Raw genomic sequence first — 25,930 nt, forward strand, 5'->3', positions numbered from 1 at the left:
AAAATGAATCCCTTCAAACCACTTTGCTAGAAGTACTTTATAGTACCTTCCTCTCCACAAATAAAGGTGTTATCCCCCATAAAAGAGATAACACCTATCGATTTGAATTACCTTTTCTTTTTATAATTTCTGTTTTAATTAATTCTCCATTTTCAAAATAGGCTTGATACCCTTTTGTTAAAAGAATTTCATCGTTCCATTCATAAATATCTTCATCGATTTTAACACCAGCTCCTCCTGCAATTTTAACTACATCTATATAGTACATCCCTTTTTCTAATTTATTATATTCTTCCTCATTCATATATCTTTGCCATCTATACGTATTATGTTCCTCAATTTCTGTAATTTCATCTTTATATGCTGCAAGATTCGTTATTATTAAACCAAAGAGACATATCCCTAAATAACTAAATAACCATTTACGATTAATTAATATCCCTCCTAAGAGCATTACTAAACTTTTACCGTAAGCATAATATTCAAAATCATGATTGTTCTCATGGTTTCGCTCAACTAATGTAATGTGATAAGTTGCTACAATACTAGTAAATGCATTCTTAGCATATTCGGATGATTCATCATCCGTGCAAAGGTTTCAATCATAATGGAGTATAGGGAAGTTGTTTCTCTTATTGGGTAAGGAGCGAAGAAAAAAAATTTGTAAGACTAATAATTAATTTTTAAACAAAAAAAAGCCTTTATGAGATTATTCTCATAAAAACTAAATAAAATGGCGGTCCCGACCGGGATCGAACCGGCGATCTCCTGCGTGACAGGCAGGCATGTTAACCGCTACACCACGGGACCATTTATTTATCTTTTGGACATTTATTAATATAACATAAATTTAAGTAATGTACAACATTTTTTTTTGCTGTTTTACTAAAAATATCAATTATACCTCGAAATCCTCTGACAGCCTACTATAAGAGTCTTTAGCTAAACGAAGATAATCATTATCCTATTCACTCACTCTATTGGTGTATTTGTTACGGTTAACGACTTTTTATAATTCCATATTGTATGCGCTTAAATTTGGAGCTACTTTCGTACGCAGTCAGTTGAGTTGAGTTGACTGGACTTGGCTTTATTGTACGACTGGAGTTTTTTCCTTGTCTTTAGATAAAATCCCTTGTAACTCCTATATAGCAAGAAGTTTGTATTTCCGAAAAACAAAAGATCCACTGATTTCTCAGTGGATCTTAATTTGCGAAGCGATGTCCTACTCTCACAGGGGGAAGCCCCCAACTACCATCGGCGCTAAAGAGCTTAACTTCCGTGTTCGGTATGGGAACGGGTGTGACCTCTTTGCCATCATCACTTCACTATGAAAGATTGTTCTTTCAAAACTGGATAAACGTTTCATTGAAATTGTGCAATAAATTGTGGTTAAGTCCTCGACCGATTAGTATTCGTCAGCTCCATATGTCGCCACACTTCCACCTCGAACCTATCTACCTGATCGTCTTTCAGGGGTCTTACTTACTTGCGTAATGGGAAATCTCATCTTGAGGGGGGCTTCATGCTTAGATGCTTTCAGCACTTATCCCGTCCACACATAGCTACCCAGCGATGCCTTTGGCAAGACAACTGGTACACCAGCGGTGTGTCCATCCCGGTCCTCTCGTACTAAGGACAGCTCCTCTCAAATTTCCTACGCCCACGACGGATAGGGACCGAACTGTCTCACGACGTTCTGAACCCAGCTCGCGTACCGCTTTAATGGGCGAACAGCCCAACCCTTGGGACCGACTACAGCCCCAGGATGCGATGAGCCGACATCGAGGTGCCAAACCTCCCCGTCGATGTGGACTCTTGGGGGAGATAAGCCTGTTATCCCCGGGGTAGCTTTTATCCGTTGAGCGATGGCCCTTCCATGCGGAACCACCGGATCACTAAGCCCGTCTTTCGACCCTGCTCGACTTGTAGGTCTCGCAGTCAAGCTCCCTTATGCCTTTACACTCTACGAATGATTTCCAACCATTCTGAGGGAACCTTTGGGCGCCTCCGTTACTCTTTAGGAGGCGACCGCCCCAGTCAAACTGTCCGCCTGACACTGTCTCCTACCCCGTTAAGGGGCATGGGTTAGAAGTTCAATACAACCAGGGTAGTATCCCACTGACGCCTCCTTCGAAGCTGGCGCTCCGAGATCTCTGGCTCCTACCTATCCTGTACAAGTTGTACCAAAATTCAATATCAGGCTACAGTAAAGCTCCACGGGGTCTTTCCGTCCTGTCGCGGGTAACCTGCATCTTCACAGGTACTATAATTTCACCGAGTCTCTCGTTGAGACAGTGCCCAGATCGTTACGCCTTTCGTGCGGGTCGGAACTTACCCGACAAGGAATTTCGCTACCTTAGGACCGTTATAGTTACGGCCGCCGTTTACTGGGGCTTCAATTCGTAGCTTCGCTTGCGCTAACCACTCCTCTTAACCTTCCAGCACCGGGCAGGCGTCAGCCCCTATACTTCACCTTACGGTTTTGCAGAGACCTGTGTTTTTGCTAAACAGTCGCCTGGGCCTATTCACTGCGGCTCTCGTGCGCTTGCACGCTCAAGAGCACCCCTTCTCCCGAAGTTACGGGGTCATTTTGCCGAGTTCCTTAACGAGAGTTCTCTCGCACACCTTAGGATTCTCTCCTCGACTACCTGTGTCGGTTTGCGGTACGGGCACCTCTCACCTCGATAGAGGCTTTTCTTGGCAGTGTGAAATCAGGAACTTCGTCCATACGGACTCGTCATCACAGCTCAACGTATCAGTGTGCGGATTTGCCTACACACACGCCTTACTGCTTGAACAGAGACAACCAACGCTCTGCTTACCCTATCCTACTGCGTCCCCCCATTTCTCAAACGGTGAGGAGGTGGTACAGGAATATCAACCTGTTGTCCATCGCCTACGCCTATCGGCCTCGGCTTAGGTCCCGACTAACCCTGAGCGGACGAGCCTTCCTCAGGAAACCTTAGTCATACGGTGGACGGGATTCTCACCCGTCTTTCGCTACTCATACCGGCATTCTCACTTCTAAGCGCTCCACCAGTCCTTCCGGTCTGACTTCAACGCCCTTAGAACGCTCTCCTACCACGCATCCATACGGATGCATCCACAGCTTCGGTGAATCGTTTAGCCCCGATAAATTTTCGGCGCAGCGTCACTCGACCAGTGAGCTATTACGCACTCTTTAAATGGTGGCTGCTTCTAAGCCAACATCCTGGTTGTCTAAGCAACGCCACATCCTTTTCCACTTAACGATTACTTTGGGACCTTAGCTGGTGGTCTGGGCTGTTTCCCTCTTGACTACGGATCTTATCACTCGCAGTCTGACTCCCGTGTATAAATATCTGGCATTCGGAGTTTGTCTGAATTCGGTAAAGCGAGATGCCCCCCTAGTCCAAACAGTGCTCTACCTCCAGTATTCTCAATCACGAGGCTAGCCCTAAAGCTATTTCGGAGAGAACCAGCTATCTCCAGGTTCGATTGGAATTTCTCCGCTACCCACACCTCATCCCCGCACTTTTCAACGTGCGTGGGTTCGGGCCTCCAGTAAGTGTTACCTCACCTTCACCCTGGACATGGGTAGATCACCTGGTTTCGGGTCTACGACCACGTACTAATTCGCCCTATTCAGACTCGCTTTCGCTGCGGCTCCGTCTCATCAACTTAACCTCGCACGTAATCGTAACTCGCCGGTTCATTCTACAAAAGGCACGCTATCACCCATTAACGGGCTCTAACTACTTGTAGGCACACGGTTTCAGGATCTATTTCACTCCCCTTCCGGGGTGCTTTTCACCTTTCCCTCACGGTACTGGTTCACTATCGGTCACTAGGTAGTATTTAGCCTTGGGAGATGGTCCTCCCAGATTCCGACGGAATTTCACGTGTTCCGCCGTACTCAGGATACATTCAAGAGGGAATGAGGTTTCACTTACAGGGCTTTTACCTTCTATGGCGGGCCTTTCCAAGCCGCTTCAACTATCTCATTCTTTTGTAACTCCGTATAGAATGTCCTACAACCCCAAAGAGCAAGCTCTTTGGTTTGGGCTCTTCCCGTTTCGCTCGCCGCTACTCAGGGAATCGAATTTTCTTTCTGTTCCTGCAGGTACTTAGATGTTTCAGTTCCCTGCGTCTGTCCTCAACACGCTATGTATTCACGTGAAGATACTATGTGATTAAACATAGTGGGTTCCCCCATTCGGAAATCTCTGGATCAAAGCTTACTTACAGCTCCCCAAAGCATATCGGTGTTAGTGCCGTCCTTCTTCGACTCCTAGTGCCAAGGCATCCACCGTGCGCCCTTATTAACTTAACCAATAAGTTACACTTACTCAAATGAGTAAGATTTTAAAAGATTGCACGATCAATTTCTTGATCATTTGTTTGTTTATTGCTTTCAATGTCGTTTTATCCAGTTTTCAAAGAACAAGTTTTGAAGTATTTCATCATAAAGATGAACCTTCAAAACTGAACAGCAAACGTTAATGTTTCATTCCGTAAGGAATGATTCCGAATATATCCTTAGAAAGGAGGTGATCCAGCCGCACCTTCCGATACGGCTACCTTGTTACGACTTCACCCCAATCATCTATCCCACCTTCGGCGGCTGGCTCCATAAAGGTTACCCCACCGACTTCGGGTGTTACAAACTCTCGTGGTGTGACGGGCGGTGTGTACAAGGCCCGGGAACGTATTCACCGCGGCATGCTGATCCGCGATTACTAGCGATTCCGGCTTCATGTAGGCGAGTTGCAGCCTACAATCCGAACTGAGAACGGTTTTATCGGATTAGCTCCCCCTCGCGGGTTGGCAACCGTTTGTACCGTCCATTGTAGCACGTGTGTAGCCCAGGTCATAAGGGGCATGATGATTTGACGTCATCCCCACCTTCCTCCGGTTTGTCACCGGCAGTCTCCTTAGAGTGCCCAACTAAATGATGGCAACTAAGAATAAGGGTTGCGCTCGTTGCGGGACTTAACCCAACATCTCACGACACGAGCTGACGACAACCATGCACCACCTGTCACCGTTGTCCCCGAAGGGAAAACTGTATCTCTACAGTGGTCAATGGGATGTCAAGACCTGGTAAGGTTCTTCGCGTTGCTTCGAATTAAACCACATGCTCCACCGCTTGTGCGGGCCCCCGTCAATTCCTTTGAGTTTCAGTCTTGCGACCGTACTCCCCAGGCGGAGTGCTTAATGCGTTAGCTGCAGCACTGAGGGGCGGAAACCCCCCAACACTTAGCACTCATCGTTTACGGCGTGGACTACCAGGGTATCTAATCCTGTTTGCTCCCCACGCTTTCGCGCCTCAGTGTCAGTTACAGACCAGATAGTCGCCTTCGCCACTGGTGTTCCTCCAAATCTCTACGCATTTCACCGCTACACTTGGAATTCCACTATCCTCTTCTGCACTCAAGTTTCCCAGTTTCCAATGACCCTCCACGGTTGAGCCGTGGGCTTTCACATCAGACTTAAGAAACCACCTGCGCGCGCTTTACGCCCAATAATTCCGGACAACGCTTGCCACCTACGTATTACCGCGGCTGCTGGCACGTAGTTAGCCGTGGCTTTCTAACAAGGTACCGTCAAGGTAGCGCCAGTTACTACGCTACTTGTTCTTCCCTTGCAACAGAGTTTTACGAACCGAAATCCTTCTTCACTCACGCGGCGTTGCTCCATCAGACTTTCGTCCATTGTGGAAGATTCCCTACTGCTGCCTCCCGTAGGAGTCTGGGCCGTGTCTCAGTCCCAGTGTGGCCGATCACCCTCTCAGGTCGGCTACGCATCGTTGCCTTGGTGAGCCGTTACCTCACCAACTAGCTAATGCGCCGCGGGCCCATCCTGTAGTGATAGCAAAACCATCTTTTAACTTTCGAACATGAGTTCAAAAGTGTTATTCGGTATTAGCCCCGGTTTCCCGGAGTTATCCCAATCTACAGGGTAGGTTACCCACGTGTTACTCACCCGTCCGCCGCTAACGAAAATTTGGTGCAAGCACCAAATTTTCGTCCGCTCGACTTGCATGTATTAGGCACGCCGCCAGCGTTCGTCCTGAGCCAGGATCAAACTCTCCATAAAAGTTAGTTTGAAAGCTCATTTGCTTTGCTAGCGTATCAACATAAAGTTGATATCTATGTTTTGTTTAAGTTCATCACTTAAACGTTTAAATCATTAACGTTTGCTTGTTCAGTTTTCAAGGTTCATTGTGTCGTTTTTGACACTCAATATATCATACAATATATTTTTTGTTGTGTCAACATTTATTTATAAGTTTTTTTGGAGCGGGTGATGAGAATCGAACTCACGACATCAGCTTGGAAGGCTGAGGTTTTACCATTAAACTACACCCGCATATGAAATTTGTTGTTATGGTGCGGACGAGAGGACTTGAACCTCCACGGGGTTGCCCCCACTAGGCCCTCAACCTAGCGCGTCTGCCATTCCGCCACGACCGCGTTCATTATGAACTTCTCTTATTATACATCTTTTCGAGAAATTGTCAACATGAAACTGGTGAGCCATGAAGGACTCGAACCTTCGACCCTCTGATTAAAAGTCAGATGCTCTACCGACTGAGCTAATGGCTCGGAAATGGCTGGGGAACCTGGATTCGAACCAGGGCATGACGGAATCAAAATCCGTTGCCTTACCGCTTGGCTATACCCCAATAAATGGCGGTCCCGACCGGGATCGAACCGGCGATCTCCTGCGTGACAGGCAGGCATGTTAACCGCTACACCACGGGACCAAAACAAATTCTTCTATATTAAAAATGGTGACCCGTACGGGATTCGAACCCGTGTTACCGCCGTGAAAGGGCGGTGTCTTAACCGCTTGACCAACGGGCCATGGCTCCGAAGGTAGGACTCGAACCTACGACCAACCGGTTAACAGCCGGTTGCTCTACCACTGAGCTACTTCGGAATATTGTTTATGTTGTCGTTATTAACTTGCCGACTTTTATTATTATAGTCACCTCTTATCGATTCGTCAACACTTTTTTAAAAATAAATTTTAAACCTTAAAATTTACCAATAAAGTAAGAGCTCACTCTAATCTTTCGAATTAAATACAGTATTTCCAACTTGAGCAACGATATGCAGTTTTCAATCGCTAATAAAATTTTTGTATATAGCTATTTATGAAATGAACTTAGACAAAAACATTATTCAAAATCTATTAGATACGGATTCTATTCGTCCCCCACAAATACTACAGCAATATTTTTTAATATCCATTTTTCGTTTTCTTCTATATAACTGTTTACAATTTATACAACTATACAAATAAATTGTTCTTGTAGTTGTTCCCCTTACTTCCTCAACCCTAGAACAAAAACGTGGTGCTCCCACTTCATTTAATAATTGTTTAAAGTCTGAATCTTGATGTTTATATCCCTTTCCAAGCAAATGCAAATGGTAATGGCAAAGTTCATGTAAAATAATCCCTCGGAGTTCTTCCATTCCAAAATGATCGTACAGTTTCTTATTTAATTCAATGTGATGTGAATTTAATAAATATCTGCCACCTGTCGTTTTTAATCTGCTATTAAAATAAGCTTGGTGTATAAATGGACGATTAAAGTGTTGAATCGAAAGCTCTTCAACTATTTTTTGAACTTGTTCGTCAGTCACATACTCACCTCATATCGAAAAATTTTAGAAAGACACACTTAAAACTCAAACAAACTCTAGTTGTTCTTTTAAATTTTATATATCCCTAAAAAAGTCATAATAAAAAGCACACCAAATATATGGCGCACTTTCATTATATGTGATTAGCATTAGTTAATAAATCAGTTTTGCTAAGGTATATTTGGTTAAATACTCTCTTGAAGTGCTGGTGGAAGCATTGTTAAAGATATTCTTCCTTTATTTACTTCGACATTTTCAATCCACACGGTCACGATATCACCTAGAGATACTACATCCAGTGGGTGCTTAACTCGACTCTTTTGTAATTTGGAAATATGAACGAGTCCATCTTGTTTGACGCCGATATCAACAAATGCGCCAAAATCTACAACATTTCTAACCGTTCCTTGTAATTCCATTCCTACTTTTAAATCCTTCATTTGTAATACATCTGTTTTTAATAACGGTTGTGGAAAGGCATCTCGAGGGTCTCGCGCTGGTTTCATTAATGTACCTACAATATCTTTTAAAGTTACTTCCCCAATTTGTAATGTTTCACTTAATGCTACCAACCCTAATTGACTAATCGATTGTTCAGCTTTTGCCGTTCCTAAATCATTTTTCGTTAGGCTTGCTGCTTGCAGGATTTCTTCCGCTAATTTATAACTCTCTGGATGGATTCCTGTTGCATCTAATGGATTCTTTGCTTCTGGTATACGTAAAAAACCGATTGCTTGTTCATACGTTTTTGCGCCTAAGCGTGGAATCTTCTTCAATTGAGCACGGGAAGTGAACTTTCCATTTTCACCGCGCATCGTTACAATATTTTCCGCAACGGTTTTTGATAGCCCTGAAACATACTGTAAAAGTGAGGCTGAAGCTGTGTTTACATCTACCCCAACTTGGTTTACTGCTGTTTCTACAATAAAAGTAAGGGACTCAGCCAATTGTTTTTGCGAGACATCGTGCTGATATTGTCCTACTCCCACAGCTTTTGGATCTATTTTCACTAATTCTGATAAAGGATCTTGTAATCGACGGGCAATCGATACCGCGCTACGTTGTTCTACTTGTAAATCTGGGAATTCTGCGCGCGCTGTTTCAGATGCCGAATAAACAGATGCCCCCGCTTCATTAACAATGACATACGCCACATCCTGCGTAACCTCCTTCAACAGTTCCGCAATAAACTGCTCTGTCTCACGTGAAGCTGTCCCATTGCCAATAGCAATAATACTAATTGGGTATTTATTTAATATTGATTTAATCGTCGTTTTTGATTTCGTTGTATCCGAAGTAGTATGAGGATAAATGACACCTACCTCAATCATTTTCCCTGTCTCATCAACTACCGCTAACTTACAGCCCGTTCTATATGCAGGGTCAACACCAAGTACATACTTCCCTCGCATCGGAGGTTGTAATAATAAATTCCGTAAGTTTTCCGAGAAAATATGGATAGCTTGAGTTTCAGCTTTAGCCGTTAACTCGCCTCGTAACTCCCTTTCAATAGAGGGCTGGATTAAACGTTTGTAACTGTCTGTAACCGCTTGTTTTACTTGTTCCACAGACGGGCCGACAAAATTCCTTGGAATCCATTGATACTCCATTTGAATTGTTGCTTTTTCTATTGGTACTTCAATTGAAACACGTAAAATTTCTTCTTTTTCTCCACGATTGACTGCCAATGTACGATGTGGCGCCATTCGATGGATAGGCTCTTCGTATGCGTAATACATTTCAAAAACTTGCTTCTCATCTTTCTCTGCATTTTTTACGGCTGTGGCAAGTTTCCCTTCACGCCATGAAAGTATTCGTAACTTTTCACGTATGGAGGCATCATCAGCAAAACGTTCAGCAAGTATATCCCGCGCACCAGCTAAAGCATCCTCTTCTGTGATTACCCCTTGCTCTACATTTATATATAGTGCAGCCATCTGATACGTATCTTGTTTTGTGAATTTTAATAATTGATCCGCTAGTGGTTCTAAGCCACGTTCTTTCGCAATCGTTGCCTTTGTTCGACGCTTTTGTTTATAAGGTCGATATAAATCTTCAACACGTTGAAGTACTGTTGCCCCTTGAATTGCACTAGCTAATTCCTCTGTAAGCTTTCCTTGTTCATCAATTAATCGCAAAACTTCTTCTTTTCTTGTTTCAAGTTGCTGTATGTAATGGAATCGATCTTCCACAGCTTTAATTTGCACCTCATCTAAAGAACCCGTTACTTCTTTGCGATAGCGTGCAATAAAAGGTACGGTATTCCCTTCCTCTAACAGCTTGATTACCGCTTCCGCTTGCTTGACTTGTACATTCGCTTCTTTTGCAATAATTTGTAGCATTTGTTTTTGTTCCATAGTACCACTCCCTTTGTTAAGCTTTCTTTAGTTTACCATTATTTTGTCCATTTCTAGCAGTTGTTACCCCCTCTTTCCCACCAAAAAAGAGTCCACCACGGAAACTCTAGTAGACTCACAGAATATTATAATAAAATGCCTCCACTTGATATAAGGGTCTCTTGTACTCTCTTGATTGCTATTCTTTGTATTTGCGATACAAGCATTTTTGAAATACCTAAACGACCTCCAACTTCATTTTGACTTAATTACCCTAAGTAGTTGAGTTGGATAATTTATCGTTTTCTTTCACTTAAAATATTCATCGCAACAGCAACAATCGTTCAGTTTGACTTTTTAAGTAATCTGCTATTATGTTTTTCTATTGAATTTGTAGTTCATTCAATTTATCACTTCCTACTAAATCCATTTTTCAATCTTAACCATCGTCCCTTTTCCAACAGTAGTGTGGATTGCCATTGCATCCATTAATCTTTTTACACCCGGTAATCCAGCACCTAGCCCACCAGAAGTTGAATATCCGTCTTCCATAACTTTACGAACATTATCTATTCCTGGACCTTTGTCCGTTGCCGTAATACGAATTCCATACTTCCCACTCTCTTCAATGTGTTCAATTACAATTTCACCTGTACGGGCATATAAATAAATATTTCGTGCCAGTTCACTAATCGCTGTTGTAATTCGAGCCTGTTCTACCGTACCAAAACCAATAATCTTCGCTTCATTCCGTCCCAGTTGGCGTGCAACTACAATGTCCCATTCTGTAATGATTTCAACGGTAGATTTAGTATTCAATATAATGCCTCCCACCATCAACTTAACTAGTACTTATTATCTATTAGTTGTTAATTTTAATTTTATCACTATTTCACCCTGTTCAATATTCCGAATTGTTAATAAATTATAATACAAAAACCTAATAAAATCCCCTATATTTTCAAAATAAATTTATCATTTTATAAATATTGCTTAAACAACAACTAAATGAAGATAAAAAAAGTATCGAAACAGACTGTTTCGATACTTTTTATTATGTATTAAAATTTAACGAGTCCTAGACTGATGCCAAGCGCGACATCCACTTGTTCCATCAGTTGTGTATCAAGCTGAGTTATGCGATCTGTTAATCGTGATTTATCAATTGTACGCAATTGCTCAAGCAAAATTACCGAATCACGCTCAAAACCATATTTTTTGGCATTGATTTCAACATGTGTTGGCAATTTTGCTTTTTGAATTTGCGCTGTAATTGCAGCTATAATGACTGTAGGACTAAATCGATTTCCAATATCATTTTGAATAATTAAAACGGGTCTGGTACCACCTTGCTCAGAACCTACAACAGGTGACAGGTCAGCAAAAAAAACATCCCCACGCTTTACAATCAAATTGTCATCCCCCGCTAACGAGACGCTCTACCATATGTTCCGCTTCATACTCTGCATGTGAGCATTCACCACAAATAGACAGATTAATGTGCGACATTTCCACATAGCCTTTCCTTAAAGCTTCCCGTAATTGATTTGGTTGCATATGCTCTATATATTTTCGCGTCGAAAGATATGTAATCGTTCCATCGCTAATAATATTATGGCCAAGTGTTCTTTCAAATTGAATAACTAATTCATCAGGAATTTCAATAATTACTTCTTCCAATTCTACTTTTACTTCTTCTAATTCTTTTGCGAACAAAACAAGCACCTCCACAAACATACCATTTCAATTTCATTTTAGCATCGAAACTCGACAATGAAAAGACAAGAAGTGAAAAATACTGACAACTCTTGCAATGAAAATGAGGTTTTTGTGGCGTTTCTTGTATTATTTTTTGGTTTTCCGTCGATTATAACACTTTATTTCGACAAAATTCAAATAATTAGGATTTATATACTCTTGGAACTCTCGCAGTAATTACACAAGGAATTTCATAATTAATCGTCTCTAATTTAGACGCCCAATCATCTATTGTTATTTCATCTTCTTGCTGTTGGCCAATTAATAAAACATGCTCACCAACATTATATGCTTCTTCCATCAAAATCATACTTTGATCCATACAAATTCTTCCGATAATTTGAGCGCGCCTTCCTCCTATTAATACCTCTTGTCCACTGAGCCTGCGTATCATCCCATCAGCATACCCAATCGGTATTGTTCCGATGAAACAATCTTTTTCTGCCGTAAATGTTGCCCCGTAGCCAACAGACTGTCCTGCTTTTAGCTTCTTCACATGCACTAACTCTGTTTCTAAAGAAAATGCAGGCTTCAATGGAAATGGTAATAACTCCCCAACATAGGATGATGCCAATAAACCATACATAGATATTCCAAAACGAACTGCATCATATTGTAAAGACGAATCCTTTACTAATGCGGTTGCAGTATTTGCTACATGGACTAATCTAGGTTTTTCCGGTAGAACATTCAATAATTCCTTAAATAGACAAACTTGTTTTTCAAAATATCCGTCGTCGTCTTCTTCATCTGCAGTAGCAAAGTGTGTAAAAATACCATCGACTACAAATTGTGATGATTTTTGAATCACTGAATACAACGTCAATAATTCTTCCTTCGTGGTAATACCGATACGGCCCATGCCAGAGTCTATCTTTACATGTAATTTCACTTGTTTAGAGAGCGGCAAATATTCTTGTGCTTGCTCCATCCATTCCGCCGAAAATACAGTAAGCGTAATATTTTCTCTCGATGCATAGGGAATAAAAGAAGCAGGAGTTGCGCCTAATACTAAAATATCGATGTAATCAAAATGTTCTCTTATATGCACTGCTTCATCTGGTGTTGCAACTGCTAGCATTGTCGCGCCAGCATTAATCGCTGCGTTCGCTACTTCGATATCACCGTGACCATATGCATTTGCCTTAACAACGGCAATGATTCTTACATTTGGTTGGAGATAATGACGTAAGGAAACTACATTTTGGTGAATTGCTTGTAAATCAATAACTGCTTTTGTTGGACGATAATTCGTTTTATTTTCCATATCTAATTATTCCCTCTTTTTTACAATCAAACTTTATTGTTCATTTTATTTCATACTTCCTGCTGTAACACTCGCAGCTACTTCCATTAATTCATTTTGTGTAAGATGTGTCGATGCAATAAAGAAGGCCATACCATCTTGTTCCCATCGAATTGAGTTTTCTGTCATCGCTCCAACAGTAAACCCTAAATCAGCAGGGTCGCCAGGTGCGAAAACAGCTAAAGTATCCTGAGTATTTTGAATAGGCTGTTGCATTAAAGTAAACGGTTTTTCACCTTCGAATGTTAAAATAACACGAGAATTACCGTTTTCCTCCGTTTTGTATTCATCTATCAGCTTTGTATGCTCCCAATTTAATACCGGATAATGCACTTCGAACTCTGTGTTTTCTATATCGGCAGATGCTGCTTCTTTTTCCTTACTTTCTGAAAATTTTTCCACTGCATATTCTTCTGCTTTATGTTTTGCGCCCAGTTGAATATCTTTAAACGTAATAATAACCTGTTCTTCTAATGACTCGTTTAGCACACTCACCTTCGTAGGCAGCATTGTTTTTTTATCAATTGTAATTTGTTGCACAGGTAATGCTGTTCTTTCGACATTGCGTGTAGCTAATTCGAATGTATATTGTTTGTCATCTTCCGTCATAACGGCTGCTTTATCTGCTAGTAAATCTTCCGCAAGCGTCCCAATCAAATAGGCTTGGCTATTTTGCTTCGGCCATTCACTTTGGAATTTATATGTTTTCTTCAACGCTGGCGTGACAACAAAGACACCTTCTTCATTTCGAACAATCATTTGCGTCTCTTTATCACCTTGCGTGTTCACCGAAACACGATAGAAATCCGGCTTTGTATGCCAAACGTTCACATCATAAACTCTCGGTTCAGTACCTGTCCTAACTTCCATCGTCGCATTTAATTCATAGCCTTTCGCTTCATTCCATTTTTCATTTACCTCTTGAACAACTTCCTCCTGAGTGGCTTTTCCACATGCTACCAAAAACAAACAACAGGCAACTACAACTAACATACGGATTTTCAACGCTTCACCCTTTCTCCCATCTGCTCCGATAAATCAGCATATGAAAAAGAGCAAGCTAATATGTATCACTCCATTAATATCACTTGAGCTGCCGCAGTTGTGTGCGTATGTGTAATTGAAACAAACGCTTTTGCTTGTTGACCATCAAAATAAAGAATCGGTTTTCCTAATGAATCTTTCAAAATTTCAATTTGTTGCAACTCACAGCCTTCACCAATTCCCGTCCCATTCGCTTTTGAATAGGCCTCTTTTGCAGCAAAGCGCCCTGCTAAAAATTCAACTTTCCGCGCACCCGAAAGTGTATCGAAAATAGCCAATTCCCTTTCCGATAAAATTCTTTGTTGGAATTTTTTTGTCCTGTTCATCGCTTTTTCTATTCTTACCATTTCGACAAGATCTAATCCAATTCCTTTAATCAAGCAAGAGCTCCCCCTTTCATTTGGACATTATTACAATGTATACTTATGAAGATAGAATATTGTCCGTACATTTTTTCAATTTATATTTCGAGGTGAAACATGTTTATTCGGAGAGAAAATTTCAAACAATACATTAAGTTATACCCCGTTGTGTCGTCAATTATTGCGATTAACTTTATTGTATTCATTATTACATTAATCCCTGGTATTGGTGAAGACATTTTATACGCCGGGATGAGCGTAAATGCCTTCATTGCTGCAGGTGAATGGTGGCGAATCATTACTTCTATGTTTTTACACGCGAGTTTTACACATGTATTTTTCAATATGTTTTCGCTCTTTTTATTCGGTCCTGAACTTGAAAAAATCGCTGGGAAAATGCGTTTTTTAACGATTTACTTTTTAGCAGGTATCTTTGGTGTCGCAGCCACTTTCCTTACACAGGATCCATACTATGCGAGCGTAGGTGCTAGCGGTGCAATTTACGGTATTTTTGGTGCTTTCGCTGCACTCGTTTATTATACGCGCAATTCTTTCCCGCAGCTAAAGCAAATTATTTTACCTATTATCGTTATCAGTGTCATTATGACATTCCTCACACCTAATATTAATATTATGGCACATTTAGGTGGATTGGTTACTGGTTTTATTTTAGGCTTTGTTTACTTCAATTCCAAGAATATGCTACGTTGGCGTTAAATCAATTACGCCTTGGTTTAATTGTGTCAGGATTTTGAATTGTACTTGCACAATTCTGCTGAATGAAGAAAAAAGGACTGCTCTCCGATTACGAGAGCAGTCCTTTTATCGTTCATACCATTGTAATATGGTCTCTACTTCTCGTTGTTCTAGGTGGCGAACCGTAGCAGATGCACCCGCCAATCCTGACATCACAACAATTCGTGCAGAGCCAATTTGTCTTCTTTTCTGAAAATAATTTTGACTCCCTTGTGTAACTTGAATTCTTTTTTTCTCAGCAAAGAAAGTCACGCGACTAATTGTACGAGAAACAATCGTAATTTGCTGTCCATTTAACAAATAGCCGTCCGTCTTAAATTGCCATCTTCCTAGCAAAATAATCGGGACAATTAAAAGAAATGACAATAAGCCATACGGGTAAAAGAAATACGATAATGCCGCAATTAATGGCACCATCCATACAAAATCAATGCGGTAGAAAAAAGGTTGCGCTCTTTTTGGCGGTGTCACTTCTGGTGTCATCGTAAAATCAATATGTGGGAATAACTCACTCAAAGGCTTTATGAGCATTTTTTTAGAAATAAGCGGAAATAACACAATTTTTTTATCTTTCTCGCCACTAAAGCTCCCACCCGCACTTTCCACAATAACCGTCGCCAAGCCTAACATTTGTCGGAATGGATTTTCTACTATTTTTACAGCTTGCACGCGATGTAATGGAATCGTTACTCGTTTTTTCTCTAATAATCCACGCGTTATAATTAAACGTTTATTTTGCTCCGTAACAGTAAAATCATAATAATTCAAAAACGTAAGAGCAACCGAAATGAGCCAAGCAGCAATAAATGCAAATGCAATTAAAATCGACACAATAATAACACTGAATTTCATCAAAATGGCCATTTCATTGTAAATATCATCAAATGGAATAAACTGAGAAAATTGTGAAACTAAAGCGAATATACCCGCTAATACAACCCCGATACCACCTGAAGTTGTCGCTAATAACAACAATTCTTTCGGATGCATTTTATGGATAATAAATGAAGGTTCTTCTGATGGTGCCTCTTGACCTTCCTCCATTGAAGAATCTATTTGCTTTACTTTTTTCATTTGGATTTCAATTTCATCCGCTGCAAGTCTTGTCACAGCTGTTAGTTCTGCTTCTGGTTTGCCATTTTTACTACCTGCCGTCTCCACCTGTACTTGAACTAACCCAAAAATCCGATGAAAAATGCCTTCTTTGTAGTTTAAGCTTTGGATACGATCAAACGGAATATAACGCTTCTTTTTTACAAAAAGACCATATTCTACTCGCAATTCACGATCCTCAAACCAATACGTAAAGGTCGCCCATTTAATTAAGCCGTTTACCATCGTCCAAATAACAATGACAAATAAAAAGATTAACGGAACCATTTCACTAAAAAAACTTTCATCCCGGTAATTAAAATTTAAGGTAAAACCATTGGCAACTACAATAATAACGATGGGAATCAACAAATCTTTTAACGCTTTTACAACATTAATAATCGCCGTTACCGGATGAAGTTTATATTTTTCATTAGACATCTTCTTCAGCCACCTTCGCTAATTCAGAAATTTTGGTTCTTAGCATGTCGGCATCCTCTGTTAACAGCATCGGAATGGTATGTACTGTCGCAGCTGAAGATATAGAAATATTAGCTAAATTATAATTTTTTAAAATCGGACCTTGCTCTGTATCGACATGCTGTACGCGTATCATCGGAATTAAAGTACGCTTCACAACGAACAAACCACTTTGAATTTCAATTTCTTGTTCTCTTACTTCATAACGCCAAATTTCCCAACGTATATTCGGAAAAACAATAATAGATAAAATTATCGATAATACAACGATACCTACAGCAACCCAACTAATCCACTGTGACCATTCATATTTAATCGCAAAAAATACAACGGCCGCTGCAATAAGTGCTAAAATAACAGATTGAATAATTCCATACAATCGCCAGACCGTTTGAGCCTTTTTAGGTAATTGATATTTTGGTTGTGCTCTCATCTTTCACACCTCTTTCTATTACCTATTGTATACGTTTTACTTGATAATTTGTTTCATTTTACCACTTACTTTTCTGATGATTTACGAATTCCCCCATTATTTCGAAAAAAATACACACCAACGGAAAAACGTTGATGTGTATTATAGATAAGGCTATTAGTCTTCGCGACGTTGACGAGGACGACGATCGCGATTAGGAGCACTTCCTTCACGACGACCACCGCCATTGCCACCTTCACGACGACCTGAATCACGGCGTCCGCCACCTTCACGACGACGATCTCCACCGCCACCGCCACCGCCACGACGGTCATTACCACCGCGACTTGAGCGACCGCGATCATTACCACCACGACCACCGCCGCCATTAGAACGGTCACGACGCATTGGTAATGGACGCTCTTCTGACAATGTGATTGGTGTTGCATCTGGCTCTTTTGTAATTGATTTTAATGCAGCAGCTACTAAATCAAGCGCTTCATTATTTTCTAATAATCGAGCAGCTAATTCACGGTATTTGCCGATGTCTTCATTTTGTACTAGGTTCACCAGATTTTTCATTGCATCTTCTTGTAAACCTACTAATGCTTCCTCTGATGTTGGAGTACGTAATGGTGTCATACGTTTTTTCGTTGTTTCTTCAACGATACGTAAGTAACCCATTTCACGTGGTGTTACAAATGTTACAGCAACACCTGATTTACCAGCACGGCCTGTACGACCAATACGGTGAACATATGATTCTGGATCTTGTGGAATATCAAAGTTGTAAACATGTGTTACACCCGAAATATCTAAACCACGAGCCGCTACATCTGTTGCGATTAAAATATCAATTTTACCTTCTTTAAATTGACGTAAAACTGAGATACGTTTTGCTTGGCTTAAGTCACCGTGAATGCCTTCTGCAAGGAAACCACGTAAACCTAATGCTTGGCTTAACTCATCGACACGACGTTTTGTACGACCGAAGATGATTGCTAATTCTGGCTTTTGAGAATCTAATAAACGAGAAAGTGCGTCGAATTTCTCGCGCTCAGTAGCTTTTACGAAAAACTGCTCAATGTTTTCCATTGTTAATTCTTTTGCTTTGATTTTAACCACTTCAGGGTTATTCATGAATGTCTCAGCAATTTTACGGATTGCTGGAGGCATTGTAGCTGAGAATAATAATGTTTGGCGACTATCTGGAACAGATTCTAAAATGGCATTAATATCATCAATAAAGCCCATGTTTAACATTTCATCTGCTTCGTCTAATACTAATGTTTGTACTTCGTCTAACTTTAATGTACGACGGTTAATATGGTCTTGAATACGACCTGGTGTACCCACGATGATTTGAGGGTGGTTTTTAAGCGCACGGATTTGACGACCAATTTCTTGACCACCGTAAACTGATAATAATTTTACGCGCTTGTCATAACCTAATTTATAAAGTTCTTCTGAAACTTGGATTGCTAACTCACGAGTTGGAGCAATAACTAATGCTTGGATGTTTGGGTTTTTTGGATCGATCTTCTCGATTAACGGAATACCGAATGCAGCTGTTTTACCAGTACCAGTTTGCGCTTGACCTAATACGTCACGGCCATCCATTGCAAATGTAATTGTACCCTCTTGAATTGGTGTTGCTTCTTCAAATCCCATACGTTTAATTGAACGTAATGTAGATTCACTAATATTTAATTCTGAAAAATTTGTCAAACTATTCAATCTCCTTTTTCCTTATAAGTCGACAAATGGTTACATTTTCAGATGACATGGCGGCAAATTCGAGCCAATGTATATGGAACGTTTCCGTTACTTTAAAATTATCTCTACATTACTTGTAGAGTCTATTATACGAAAAGGAAAGCCCGGTCTTTGCCGAGCGGTTCAATTCTACGATTCTAATTTGGATTAAAAGTATAAAAAATAGAATAAAACCGTTAAGTTCAAAAAAAAGTACTCTTCATCATAAAGTCTGAAGAGTCCTCGCACAAAATGTATCCATTGCTTACATCAGTCTAACATGGGTTGTAGCAGTATGCAATGATAATGCCTGTATCTAAATAATCTGTTTATTTATTGTCTGTTTTAATGAAAATCAATACTTCATCAAACCACTCGTCACAATCATCGCTATAACAAATATGATGCTTCCCACATTCTGAAAGATAAATTAATTTTTCTTTTGATTGTATTTGGTCATACAATATTTGTGCGGTTTGGCTCGGCACAATGCCATCCAGTAATCCTTGCACAATAAATGTTGGACACTTTATATTTTTAATATAAGGAGAAGTTTTTTGAACAACTTTCATAAATTCAACAGTCGCACTAAAAGGGACATTTAGAAATTTAAATTTATAGCGGGCAAACAATTCATTTTCTTGCAGTTTTTTATTCATTGCATCTGTGGCCATTATACGAAAATCCTTTACTAATTGTGATGGACTTATATACTTTGCTGCAGCGCTTAATAGGACTAATTTCTTCACCTTATAGCGATTCGCCAAATACATAGCGATGACGCCCCCCATCGAAAACCCGACAATAATAATCTCATCCACTTGCTTTGCCAATCGGCGGTAAGCAATTTCGGCGTCCATTAACCAATGTTGCGCTTTATACCCTTTCATTTCTAGATGCTCTGCCTCACCATGCCCCGACAATGTTGGAATCGCCATCATCCAACCTGTCTTTTTTTGTACATAATCTGCAAAAGGTTGAACTTCATATGGTCCACCGGAAAATCCATGTAAAAAAAGTACGCCAATCGACATTTAATCAACTCCAAAATATATATTCTAATTCTATATAATTGTTATAATATGTATAAATTTAAATAAAAAGGATTTTCTTATAAAATCATTTTCAATAACCATGAAAATCAACTTACCCATTATTAGTAGTATTACCGTAATCGCAATTGCAATTGCAATCATTATCAGTGTCAATTACCAAATTGAAAAAACGATGCTGCAAACTTACAAAAAACCTTTTAAACCTTTCAACAAGTATCTATCAACATTTAGATGCTCGATATGAAGGTTCTTGGGCTACACAAGATAATACCTTATCCAAAGGGAATGGAAATGCAGAATCCATAACTCCCACTCTTAGATGACATGGGCTCTGATATGAATATTGTTTCTACCATTTTCTCAAATGATACACGCGTTGCTACAAATGTCCAAGTCAAATGGAAAACGTTCAATTGTTACACAAGCAAGTAAGGGAAATTACAGTTTCCGCAAAATCATTAGCACAAGCTTCAGAAGGGCTACAAATATTAATTAACCGCTTCAAATTTTAAAAAGAGGCGTAAATGTTATCCCAAATGGGTATTTGAGCCTGAAATGCACAAAATAAAAAATGCCGAAACGTTAATTAAACATCGTTTCGGCATTTTTAAATTTAATTCATTTTGTTAATCACGGGTTTTATTAGACAGCCCCTGCACCTGTAATTATATTTTCCAACCGCATACCACGCGAACCTTTTACTAATAGTAATGATTGCTCCGTTGCGTGCTGTTTAATTTTTTCAATAATGACTGCATAATCTGCTTCTGTATATAAAAGATGCTGCTCATCAATAACAGGTTTCAATTTCTCATAAAGCCACTTCATACGAGGTCCGAACAGACAAACATACGTCGTTTTTTCAGGATCAATTACTTCTACCAATTCTTCATGGAATCGCTGTTCATCTTGCCCAAGCTCAAGCATATCTCCAAGCACTAACCATTTCTCATCACGAATGGCCGTTTGCTGAATAAAATGAATCGCAGCATGCATCGAAGTTGGCGCAGCATTGTATGCGTCATTAATAAAGAATTTATCGCCAACCGTTATTAATTGCATGCGCATATCCGTTAACGTTACCTGCTTTAATGCCTCACGAATTTGTTCCTCTGATAAACCAAGCGATTTGCTTACAAGCATTGCGCTTAGCGTGTTTTTCACTTGATGTTCACCTAAAACAGATATGAAAAAGTTTCCGTCTATTAATCCTTCGCTGTGGAAATGACTTCCCGACTCCGATGTCATAATAGCTGAAGCAATTAAATCCTGCCCCTTTGTAAAACCAAATGATTTCGTTTGTAATGAGTCATTTTTTGCAACTAACTGTTGGAGTAATGGCTCGTCACCATCAAAGAACAGTATGCCACCGGGTTCTAAACCTTGAACAATTTCAAACTTCGCCTGTGCAATACCTTCACGGGAGCCTAAATCTTGCATATGCGCTTCCCCGATATTTGTAATAATTGCATAATGGGGGCGAGCAAGCTTTGTTAAATATTCAATTTCACCAAAGCCACTCATTCCCATCTCAAGCACTGAGATTTCTGTATCTTCATCTAATTGTAAAATCGTAATGGGTAAGCCCAGTTGATTATTAAAATTACCAATCGTTTTTTGAACTTTAAAATACGGTGTAAGTGCACTTGCTAAAATATCTTTTGAAGATGTTTTTCCGTTCGAACCAGTAATACCAATAAAAGTCGCTTGATGTTCGTTGCGGTAAGCAACCGCCATTTCTTGTAACGCCACTTCAGGATCATCAATGAAAATTAATGGATAGTTTGCTGGTGGATTCGGTTCATCCTTCATCCATAAAGAAGCTGCTGCCCCTTTTTCAAAAGCCTGCTCAACGTAACGATGCCCATTGACCGCCTCTCCTCGGAAAGGAATAAATAAATCGCCTAGCTGAATCGTACGCGTATCAATCGAAACACCCGTTACGACCGTATCTTGAAATAATTGATGCTCAATTTTTAACCACTTTGCAAGTTGCTTTAAGTTTTTTTTCACTCTTTATCCCACTCAATCTCTTTTGTATTGAAGTTTTTGTTTTTCCGTATGACGCTCTATCGCTAATGCAATTAATTGATCGATTAATTGCGGATAAGTTACAGCTGTATGCTGCCATAATAGCGGGTACATACTTACCGGTGTAAATCCAGGCATCGTGTTCACTTCATTGATATATAGTTCATTATCAGCTGTCACAAAAAAGTCAGCACGTACTAAACCTGATCCATCAATTGCTTTAAATGCCTTTTTCGCCATATCAACTAAATCTTGGTACACATTCCCCTGCAGTTCTGCTGGAATGATTAATACCGTTGAACCATCTTTATATTTTGAATCATAATCATAAAATTCCGTTACTGGTTTAATTTCTCCCGCTACCGATACTTCTGGTGTGTCGTTCCCAAGTACGGCAAGCTCGATTTCCCGGGCAATAACCCCTTGCTCCACAACGATTTTACGGTCATATTGGAGGGCAAATTGAACGGCCTTTTCTAATTCTTGTATATTTGTTGCTTTACTAATTCCGACACTCGAGCCCAAATTTGCTGGCTTAACGAACATCGGGTAGCCAAGTTTTCGCTCACACTTCTCTACCCATTGTGAACGATCCCCTTCCCACTCACTACGAATGAAATACACGTATGGTAATTGAGGTAAATCTGCCATCTCAAATAATTGCTTCATCACAACCTTATCCATTCCAGCCGCCGAACTAAGCACGCCATTGCCAACGTAAGGGATATTTAAAACATCCAAAAATCCTTGAACCGTTCCATCTTCGCCATTCGTCCCATGCAACAATGGGAATACAACATCAAAAGGATTTTTCGTATGCGCTTCGATAAATTGTATAATATTATTAGCAGAATGATCTGCCATTGATTTAAATTGTAATTGTTCAGGTGATTGTGCTGGTTCTATTAATCGAGGTCCTACACGCCATTCGCCATCCAATGTAATAAAAATCGGATATACATCATATTCATTAAAATTCAAAGCTTGCGTTACAGCCTGTGCCGTCGACAATGATACTTCATGCTCCGCAGACTTCCCTCCATACAATAAACCGATTCTTTTTTTCATTTTTGTGACCTCCAATTTTTTACTAAACATAGTGTATCACGAATCCTTACTTATACGGATTTCGTTTCTTCCTATTCATTAAAAACACTCACTGCAGCAGCTGTGAGTGTTAACTGATTTGTATTAATTCATCATAGCTAATCTTTAATATTTCATCTAAATCGTCCCATACTTCATCTGGAAAATCATAATCCGATAACGTGCGAACTTCAATTCCATAATGACCACTTGGTTTATCTAGTTTATATAATGATAATAGTGCGCCTTCCTTCACAAATGACCTATATAATCGCAATGTTGAAGGATCAATCATTGGCAAATTACCTTTATTTTTTCTTCGCCAAAAGCTTCCTACACTTTCTTTTTCCTTTATCATTTGATTAAATAAATTCGCTACTAATAATTCTGAGTCTCCCATAAAACGAAAATACACTTTTGTCATTTTATCCGCTATGGAAGAATAGTAGGCATATCGATTTTGCAGTTTGCCCATGAATGGCGTTGCGAGTGGCTCACGCTTATGACTAAAATAAAGTAACTCTGCTTGTTCAAGTGGCGTAAGTGCATCCACATTTTTTTCAGTCATAAAATCAACCCAGCAAAGATCTTTTTTCAAGTCCTGTTCGGTCTTTAAAAAATCTTGCATATCTTCACTGCTCACAAAATCAAATTGCGTATGCATATTAAAAGAGCCATCTTCGTATGCGTGCTTTAAAAGTAAAACATTTTTTACAGATTCTACTGAAGGTAAAAATTGCTTTAGCGAAACACCGCTAAAAATTACAAAATGATCCACGTCATTCATATGTATATATAAATGATGCATAAAATCATCTGCGGTTTTCAATTTCTTTGCCACAACACATACGCCCCTTTTAACACAAATATTATGATTATTATATGACTTATTGAACGAATTTGAAACATTTTCTACGCTGTTTCGTCTCAACTTTTACGATAAGCTTACTAAAGTAATTTTCCATGGAATATGATAAAGTTAAACAAGTTACAAAAGAGCTACTTTTTTAACGTACTTTACAATTTCAGTAACCTCTACACGTATAAGTACATTTCTCGAAATAAATATTTTTAGATGACAAGGTGAAACGAATGGATACAAATAAACTTAGTTTTAATAAGCGGTTTGACTGGCCACTTGCCATTATATTAATGATGTTTCTAGGTGTCAGTTTATTGGCGATTTCTTCCGCCCAAACATCAGGGCAATATGGGAATAATTTTGTCCCCCAACAAATTTTAAATTATATGATCGGCGCCATGATCGTTGCATTCGTTATGTACTTCGATCCCGATCAATATAAAAAGCTCGCATGGCCATTTTACTGGTTTGGAATAGCATTACTTGTCGCAGTAGTAGTCATCCCTTCGTCAACGGGAATAACGGTATTCGTTAACGGGGCACAAAGTTGGTTTAAAACACCTATTGGTAATATACAACCAGCAGAGTTTATGAAAACCTTTTATATTCTCGCAACAGCCTATTTAATTAGTACGCATCACGCAGCTAATCCGAACAAAACAATAAAAACTGATTGTATGCTTCTTCTAAAAATGAGTTTGACTTTAGTAGTACCATTAGGATTAATTATGTTACAACCAGACTTGGGTTCATCACTTGTATTCATCGCGATTACAGCAGCCCTCATCATTGTTGCAGGGGTAACTTGGAAGATTATCCTTCCACTCTTTGGAGGCGTATTTGCACTTGGTGGTGCATTACTTTGGATGGCTGTCTACATGCAAGACTTCCTTGAGAAAACATTTGGGTTCCAACCGTATCAATTTGCGCGTATTTATTCTTGGTTAGACCCTTATTCTTACGCCACATCTGACGGTTATCATTTAATTACATCATTAAATGCAATTGGCTCAGGTGAGGTTTTCGGAAAAGGCTTTATGGGTCGCGAAGTATATGTTGCCGAAAATCATACAGATTTTATTTTTGCAGTTATCGGAGAAGAATGGGGCTTTATCGGTGCAAGTGGCGTCATCTGTCTATACTTCCTATTAATTTATCATTTAACTAAGACAACACTCTTACTAAAAGATCCCTTCTGTACATATGTTTGTGCAGGAATTATTGCCATGATTACGTTCCACGTTTTTGAAAATATCGGAATGACGATTCAATTATTACCGATTACAGGTATTCCTTTACCGTTTTTAAGCTACGGGGGTAGTTCGTTAATGGGGAATGCGCTAGCAATTGGGCTTGTATTCGGTATGAAATTCCATTACCGCACGTATATGTTCAATGCAAATGACCCAGAAGAAGATTAATAAAAGACACCTCGTGAATGTAACACGAGGTGTCTTTTTTATTTGGATCAATACGTCTACGACTATTTATAAAACGCCTATCGATTCTTGTGAATCAACAGGCGTTTTTGTATTCAATCAATTTTGCGTTTGTGGTGTTTGTGTTGGTGGTGTTAAAACTTTTAAAAATTCGTTACGAGATTTCGTAACTGTCGCCGTAACACCTAATTTAGATAAGTTTGTAACAATACGTTTTAAATCAATCTCTTTCGCCATTTCTCTACACCTCAACTTTTCCTTTATTAGAATATATAACGAATTGTTTTCATTTAAAGTTGCAATTAAATCAATTATAACTCGGCATAATTGCATCTAGAAACAGTTCTGCGCTTGCACAAAGAACTCGATTCCGTGACATCCGCCGGAGGCCTAACTTCTTACAACGGTTATTTGAACACACACTGTATAGTAACCTAAAACCAGCATTCATCTCTCCACCTATAGAGTTGAGGGACTTCTGCCGAAAGAAATCAAAGGTCTGACCTTCTACTTCTTTAT

Annotated in this window: 19 protein-coding genes, 8 tRNA genes, 3 rRNA genes and 1 pseudogene; 2 read left to right on the forward strand and 29 right to left on the reverse strand. The window is 39.6% G+C overall.

Annotated elements, in window-relative coordinates; all coding sequences use genetic code 11:
- Window positions 1-94: 94 nt before the first annotated feature.
- The 21 genes and pseudogenes from CSE16_RS19615 to acpS form a co-directional block, all read right to left on the reverse strand.
- A complete protein-coding gene (locus CSE16_RS19615; RefSeq protein WP_253896125.1) occupies window positions 95-454 on the reverse strand; it encodes a hypothetical protein in 360 nt (119 codons plus the stop codon).
- 280 nt (window positions 455-734) lie between these two features.
- Window positions 735-810 (reverse strand) — tRNA-Asp (locus CSE16_RS19620).
- Between the two features lie 402 nt (window positions 811-1,212).
- Window positions 1,213-1,328: ribosomal RNA gene (rrf, locus tag CSE16_RS19625) — 5S ribosomal RNA — on the reverse strand.
- Between the two features lie 60 nt (window positions 1,329-1,388).
- Window positions 1,389-4,315, reverse strand: a 23S ribosomal RNA gene (locus CSE16_RS19630).
- A 210-nt stretch (window positions 4,316-4,525) separates the two neighbouring features.
- Window positions 4,526-6,081: ribosomal RNA gene (locus CSE16_RS19635) — 16S ribosomal RNA — on the reverse strand.
- Together the 16S, 23S and 5S rRNA genes with 8 tRNA genes alongside form the textbook arrangement of a ribosomal RNA operon.
- A gap of 199 nt (window positions 6,082-6,280) precedes the next feature.
- Window positions 6,281-6,354, reverse strand: a tRNA-Gly gene (locus tag CSE16_RS19640).
- Between the two features lie 18 nt (window positions 6,355-6,372).
- Window positions 6,373-6,458 (reverse strand) — tRNA-Leu (locus tag CSE16_RS19645).
- A gap of 56 nt (window positions 6,459-6,514) precedes the next feature.
- Window positions 6,515-6,590, reverse strand: a tRNA-Lys gene (locus CSE16_RS19650).
- 5 nt (window positions 6,591-6,595) lie between these two features.
- Window positions 6,596-6,670: transfer RNA gene (locus CSE16_RS19655), tRNA-Gln, on the reverse strand.
- 5 nt (window positions 6,671-6,675) lie between these two features.
- Window positions 6,676-6,751: transfer RNA gene (locus CSE16_RS19660), tRNA-Asp, on the reverse strand.
- A gap of 25 nt (window positions 6,752-6,776) precedes the next feature.
- Window positions 6,777-6,851: transfer RNA gene (locus CSE16_RS19665), tRNA-Glu, on the reverse strand.
- A gap of 1 nt (window position 6,852) precedes the next feature.
- Window positions 6,853-6,927: transfer RNA gene (locus CSE16_RS19670), tRNA-Asn, on the reverse strand.
- Window positions 6,928-7,172: 245 nt separating this feature from the next.
- Window positions 7,173-7,637: a SprT family protein gene (locus tag CSE16_RS19675; RefSeq protein WP_099425434.1), complete on the reverse strand. Its 465-nt coding sequence runs from the start codon at window positions 7,635-7,637 to the stop codon at window positions 7,173-7,175.
- 185 nt (window positions 7,638-7,822) lie between these two features.
- The gene (locus CSE16_RS19680; protein WP_099425435.1) at window positions 7,823-9,994 is read right to left on the reverse strand and encodes a Tex family protein; all 2,172 of its coding nucleotides are present in this window, start codon (window positions 9,992-9,994) and stop codon (window positions 7,823-7,825) included.
- A gap of 125 nt (window positions 9,995-10,119) precedes the next feature.
- A pseudogene (locus CSE16_RS21990) lies at window positions 10,120-10,230 on the reverse strand (RNA polymerase sigma factor SigB); the annotation flags it as partial.
- 163 nt (window positions 10,231-10,393) lie between these two features.
- Complete coding sequence (locus CSE16_RS19685; protein ID WP_099425436.1) at window positions 10,394-10,792, reverse strand: anti-sigma regulatory factor; 399 nt, start codon at window positions 10,790-10,792, stop codon at window positions 10,394-10,396.
- Window positions 10,793-11,034: 242 nt separating this feature from the next.
- Window positions 11,035-11,385 (reverse strand): type II toxin-antitoxin system PemK/MazF family toxin, encoded by a 351-nt coding sequence (locus tag CSE16_RS19690; protein WP_099425437.1) that lies wholly within the window; start codon window positions 11,383-11,385, stop codon window positions 11,035-11,037.
- Window positions 11,386-11,389: 4 nt separating this feature from the next.
- On the reverse strand, window positions 11,390-11,689 hold the full coding sequence (locus tag CSE16_RS19695) for a transcriptional regulator (RefSeq protein WP_099425438.1): 300 nt from the start codon (window positions 11,687-11,689) through the stop codon (window positions 11,390-11,392).
- Window positions 11,690-11,873: 184 nt separating this feature from the next.
- A complete protein-coding gene (gene alr, locus CSE16_RS19700) occupies window positions 11,874-12,998 on the reverse strand; it encodes an alanine racemase (RefSeq protein WP_099425439.1) in 1,125 nt (374 codons plus the stop codon).
- Between the two features lie 45 nt (window positions 12,999-13,043).
- A complete protein-coding gene (locus CSE16_RS19705; protein WP_253896126.1) occupies window positions 13,044-14,042 on the reverse strand; it encodes a LolA family protein in 999 nt (332 codons plus the stop codon).
- Between the two features lie 65 nt (window positions 14,043-14,107).
- Window positions 14,108-14,461, reverse strand: coding sequence for a holo-ACP synthase (gene acpS, locus CSE16_RS19710; RefSeq protein ID WP_099425440.1), 354 nt, complete (start codon window positions 14,459-14,461; stop codon window positions 14,108-14,110).
- 99 nt (window positions 14,462-14,560) lie between these two features.
- On the opposite strand from acpS, the gene CSE16_RS19715 reads away from it, so the two are divergent.
- The gene (locus tag CSE16_RS19715) at window positions 14,561-15,160 is read left to right on the forward strand and encodes a rhomboid family intramembrane serine protease (RefSeq protein WP_099425441.1); all 600 of its coding nucleotides are present in this window, start codon (window positions 14,561-14,563) and stop codon (window positions 15,158-15,160) included.
- Window positions 15,161-15,265: 105 nt separating this feature from the next.
- Here CSE16_RS19715 and CSE16_RS19720 read toward each other — a convergent pair whose 3' ends face one another.
- The 7 genes from CSE16_RS19720 to CSE16_RS19750 form a co-directional block, all read right to left on the reverse strand.
- The gene (locus CSE16_RS19720) at window positions 15,266-16,732 is read right to left on the reverse strand and encodes a PH domain-containing protein (RefSeq protein ID WP_099425442.1); all 1,467 of its coding nucleotides are present in this window, start codon (window positions 16,730-16,732) and stop codon (window positions 15,266-15,268) included.
- On the reverse strand, window positions 16,725-17,204 hold the full coding sequence (locus CSE16_RS19725; RefSeq protein WP_099425443.1) for a PH domain-containing protein: 480 nt from the start codon (window positions 17,202-17,204) through the stop codon (window positions 16,725-16,727). The genes CSE16_RS19720 and CSE16_RS19725 overlap by 8 nt, the downstream gene beginning before the upstream one ends.
- Window positions 17,205-17,360: 156 nt before the next feature.
- Window positions 17,361-18,911 (reverse strand): degradosome RNA helicase CshA, encoded by a 1,551-nt coding sequence (locus tag CSE16_RS19730; protein WP_099425444.1) that lies wholly within the window; start codon window positions 18,909-18,911, stop codon window positions 17,361-17,363.
- 356 nt (window positions 18,912-19,267) lie between these two features.
- Window positions 19,268-19,972 (reverse strand): alpha/beta hydrolase, encoded by a 705-nt coding sequence (locus CSE16_RS19735; protein ID WP_099425445.1) that lies wholly within the window; start codon window positions 19,970-19,972, stop codon window positions 19,268-19,270.
- 663 nt (window positions 19,973-20,635) lie between these two features.
- Window positions 20,636-22,006, reverse strand: coding sequence for a UDP-N-acetylmuramoyl-tripeptide--D-alanyl-D-alanine ligase (murF, locus tag CSE16_RS19740; RefSeq protein ID WP_099425446.1), 1,371 nt, complete (start codon window positions 22,004-22,006; stop codon window positions 20,636-20,638).
- 12 nt (window positions 22,007-22,018) lie between these two features.
- On the reverse strand, window positions 22,019-23,092 hold the full coding sequence (locus tag CSE16_RS19745; protein WP_099425447.1) for a D-alanine--D-alanine ligase: 1,074 nt from the start codon (window positions 23,090-23,092) through the stop codon (window positions 22,019-22,021).
- Window positions 23,093-23,201: 109 nt separating this feature from the next.
- Window positions 23,202-23,951, reverse strand: a complete 750-nt coding sequence (locus CSE16_RS19750; RefSeq protein ID WP_099425448.1) for a hypothetical protein — start codon at window positions 23,949-23,951, stop codon at window positions 23,202-23,204.
- 251 nt (window positions 23,952-24,202) lie between these two features.
- Here CSE16_RS19750 and CSE16_RS19755 point away from each other — a divergent pair, with 251 nt between their 5' ends.
- Window positions 24,203-25,393, forward strand: coding sequence for an FtsW/RodA/SpoVE family cell cycle protein (locus tag CSE16_RS19755; RefSeq protein WP_099425449.1), 1,191 nt, complete (start codon window positions 24,203-24,205; stop codon window positions 25,391-25,393).
- 117 nt (window positions 25,394-25,510) lie between these two features.
- Here the strand turns inward: CSE16_RS19755 and CSE16_RS21610 are convergent, their stop codons facing one another.
- Entirely contained in the window at window positions 25,511-25,648 is a 138-nt protein-coding gene (locus CSE16_RS21610) for an Lmo0850 family protein (RefSeq protein WP_172954408.1), read from the reverse strand.
- Between the last annotated feature and the right edge of the window lie 282 nt (window positions 25,649-25,930).

The organism is Solibacillus sp. R5-41, assembly GCF_002736105.1.
Taxonomy (GTDB): Bacteria; Bacillota; Bacilli; order Bacillales_A; family Planococcaceae; genus Solibacillus.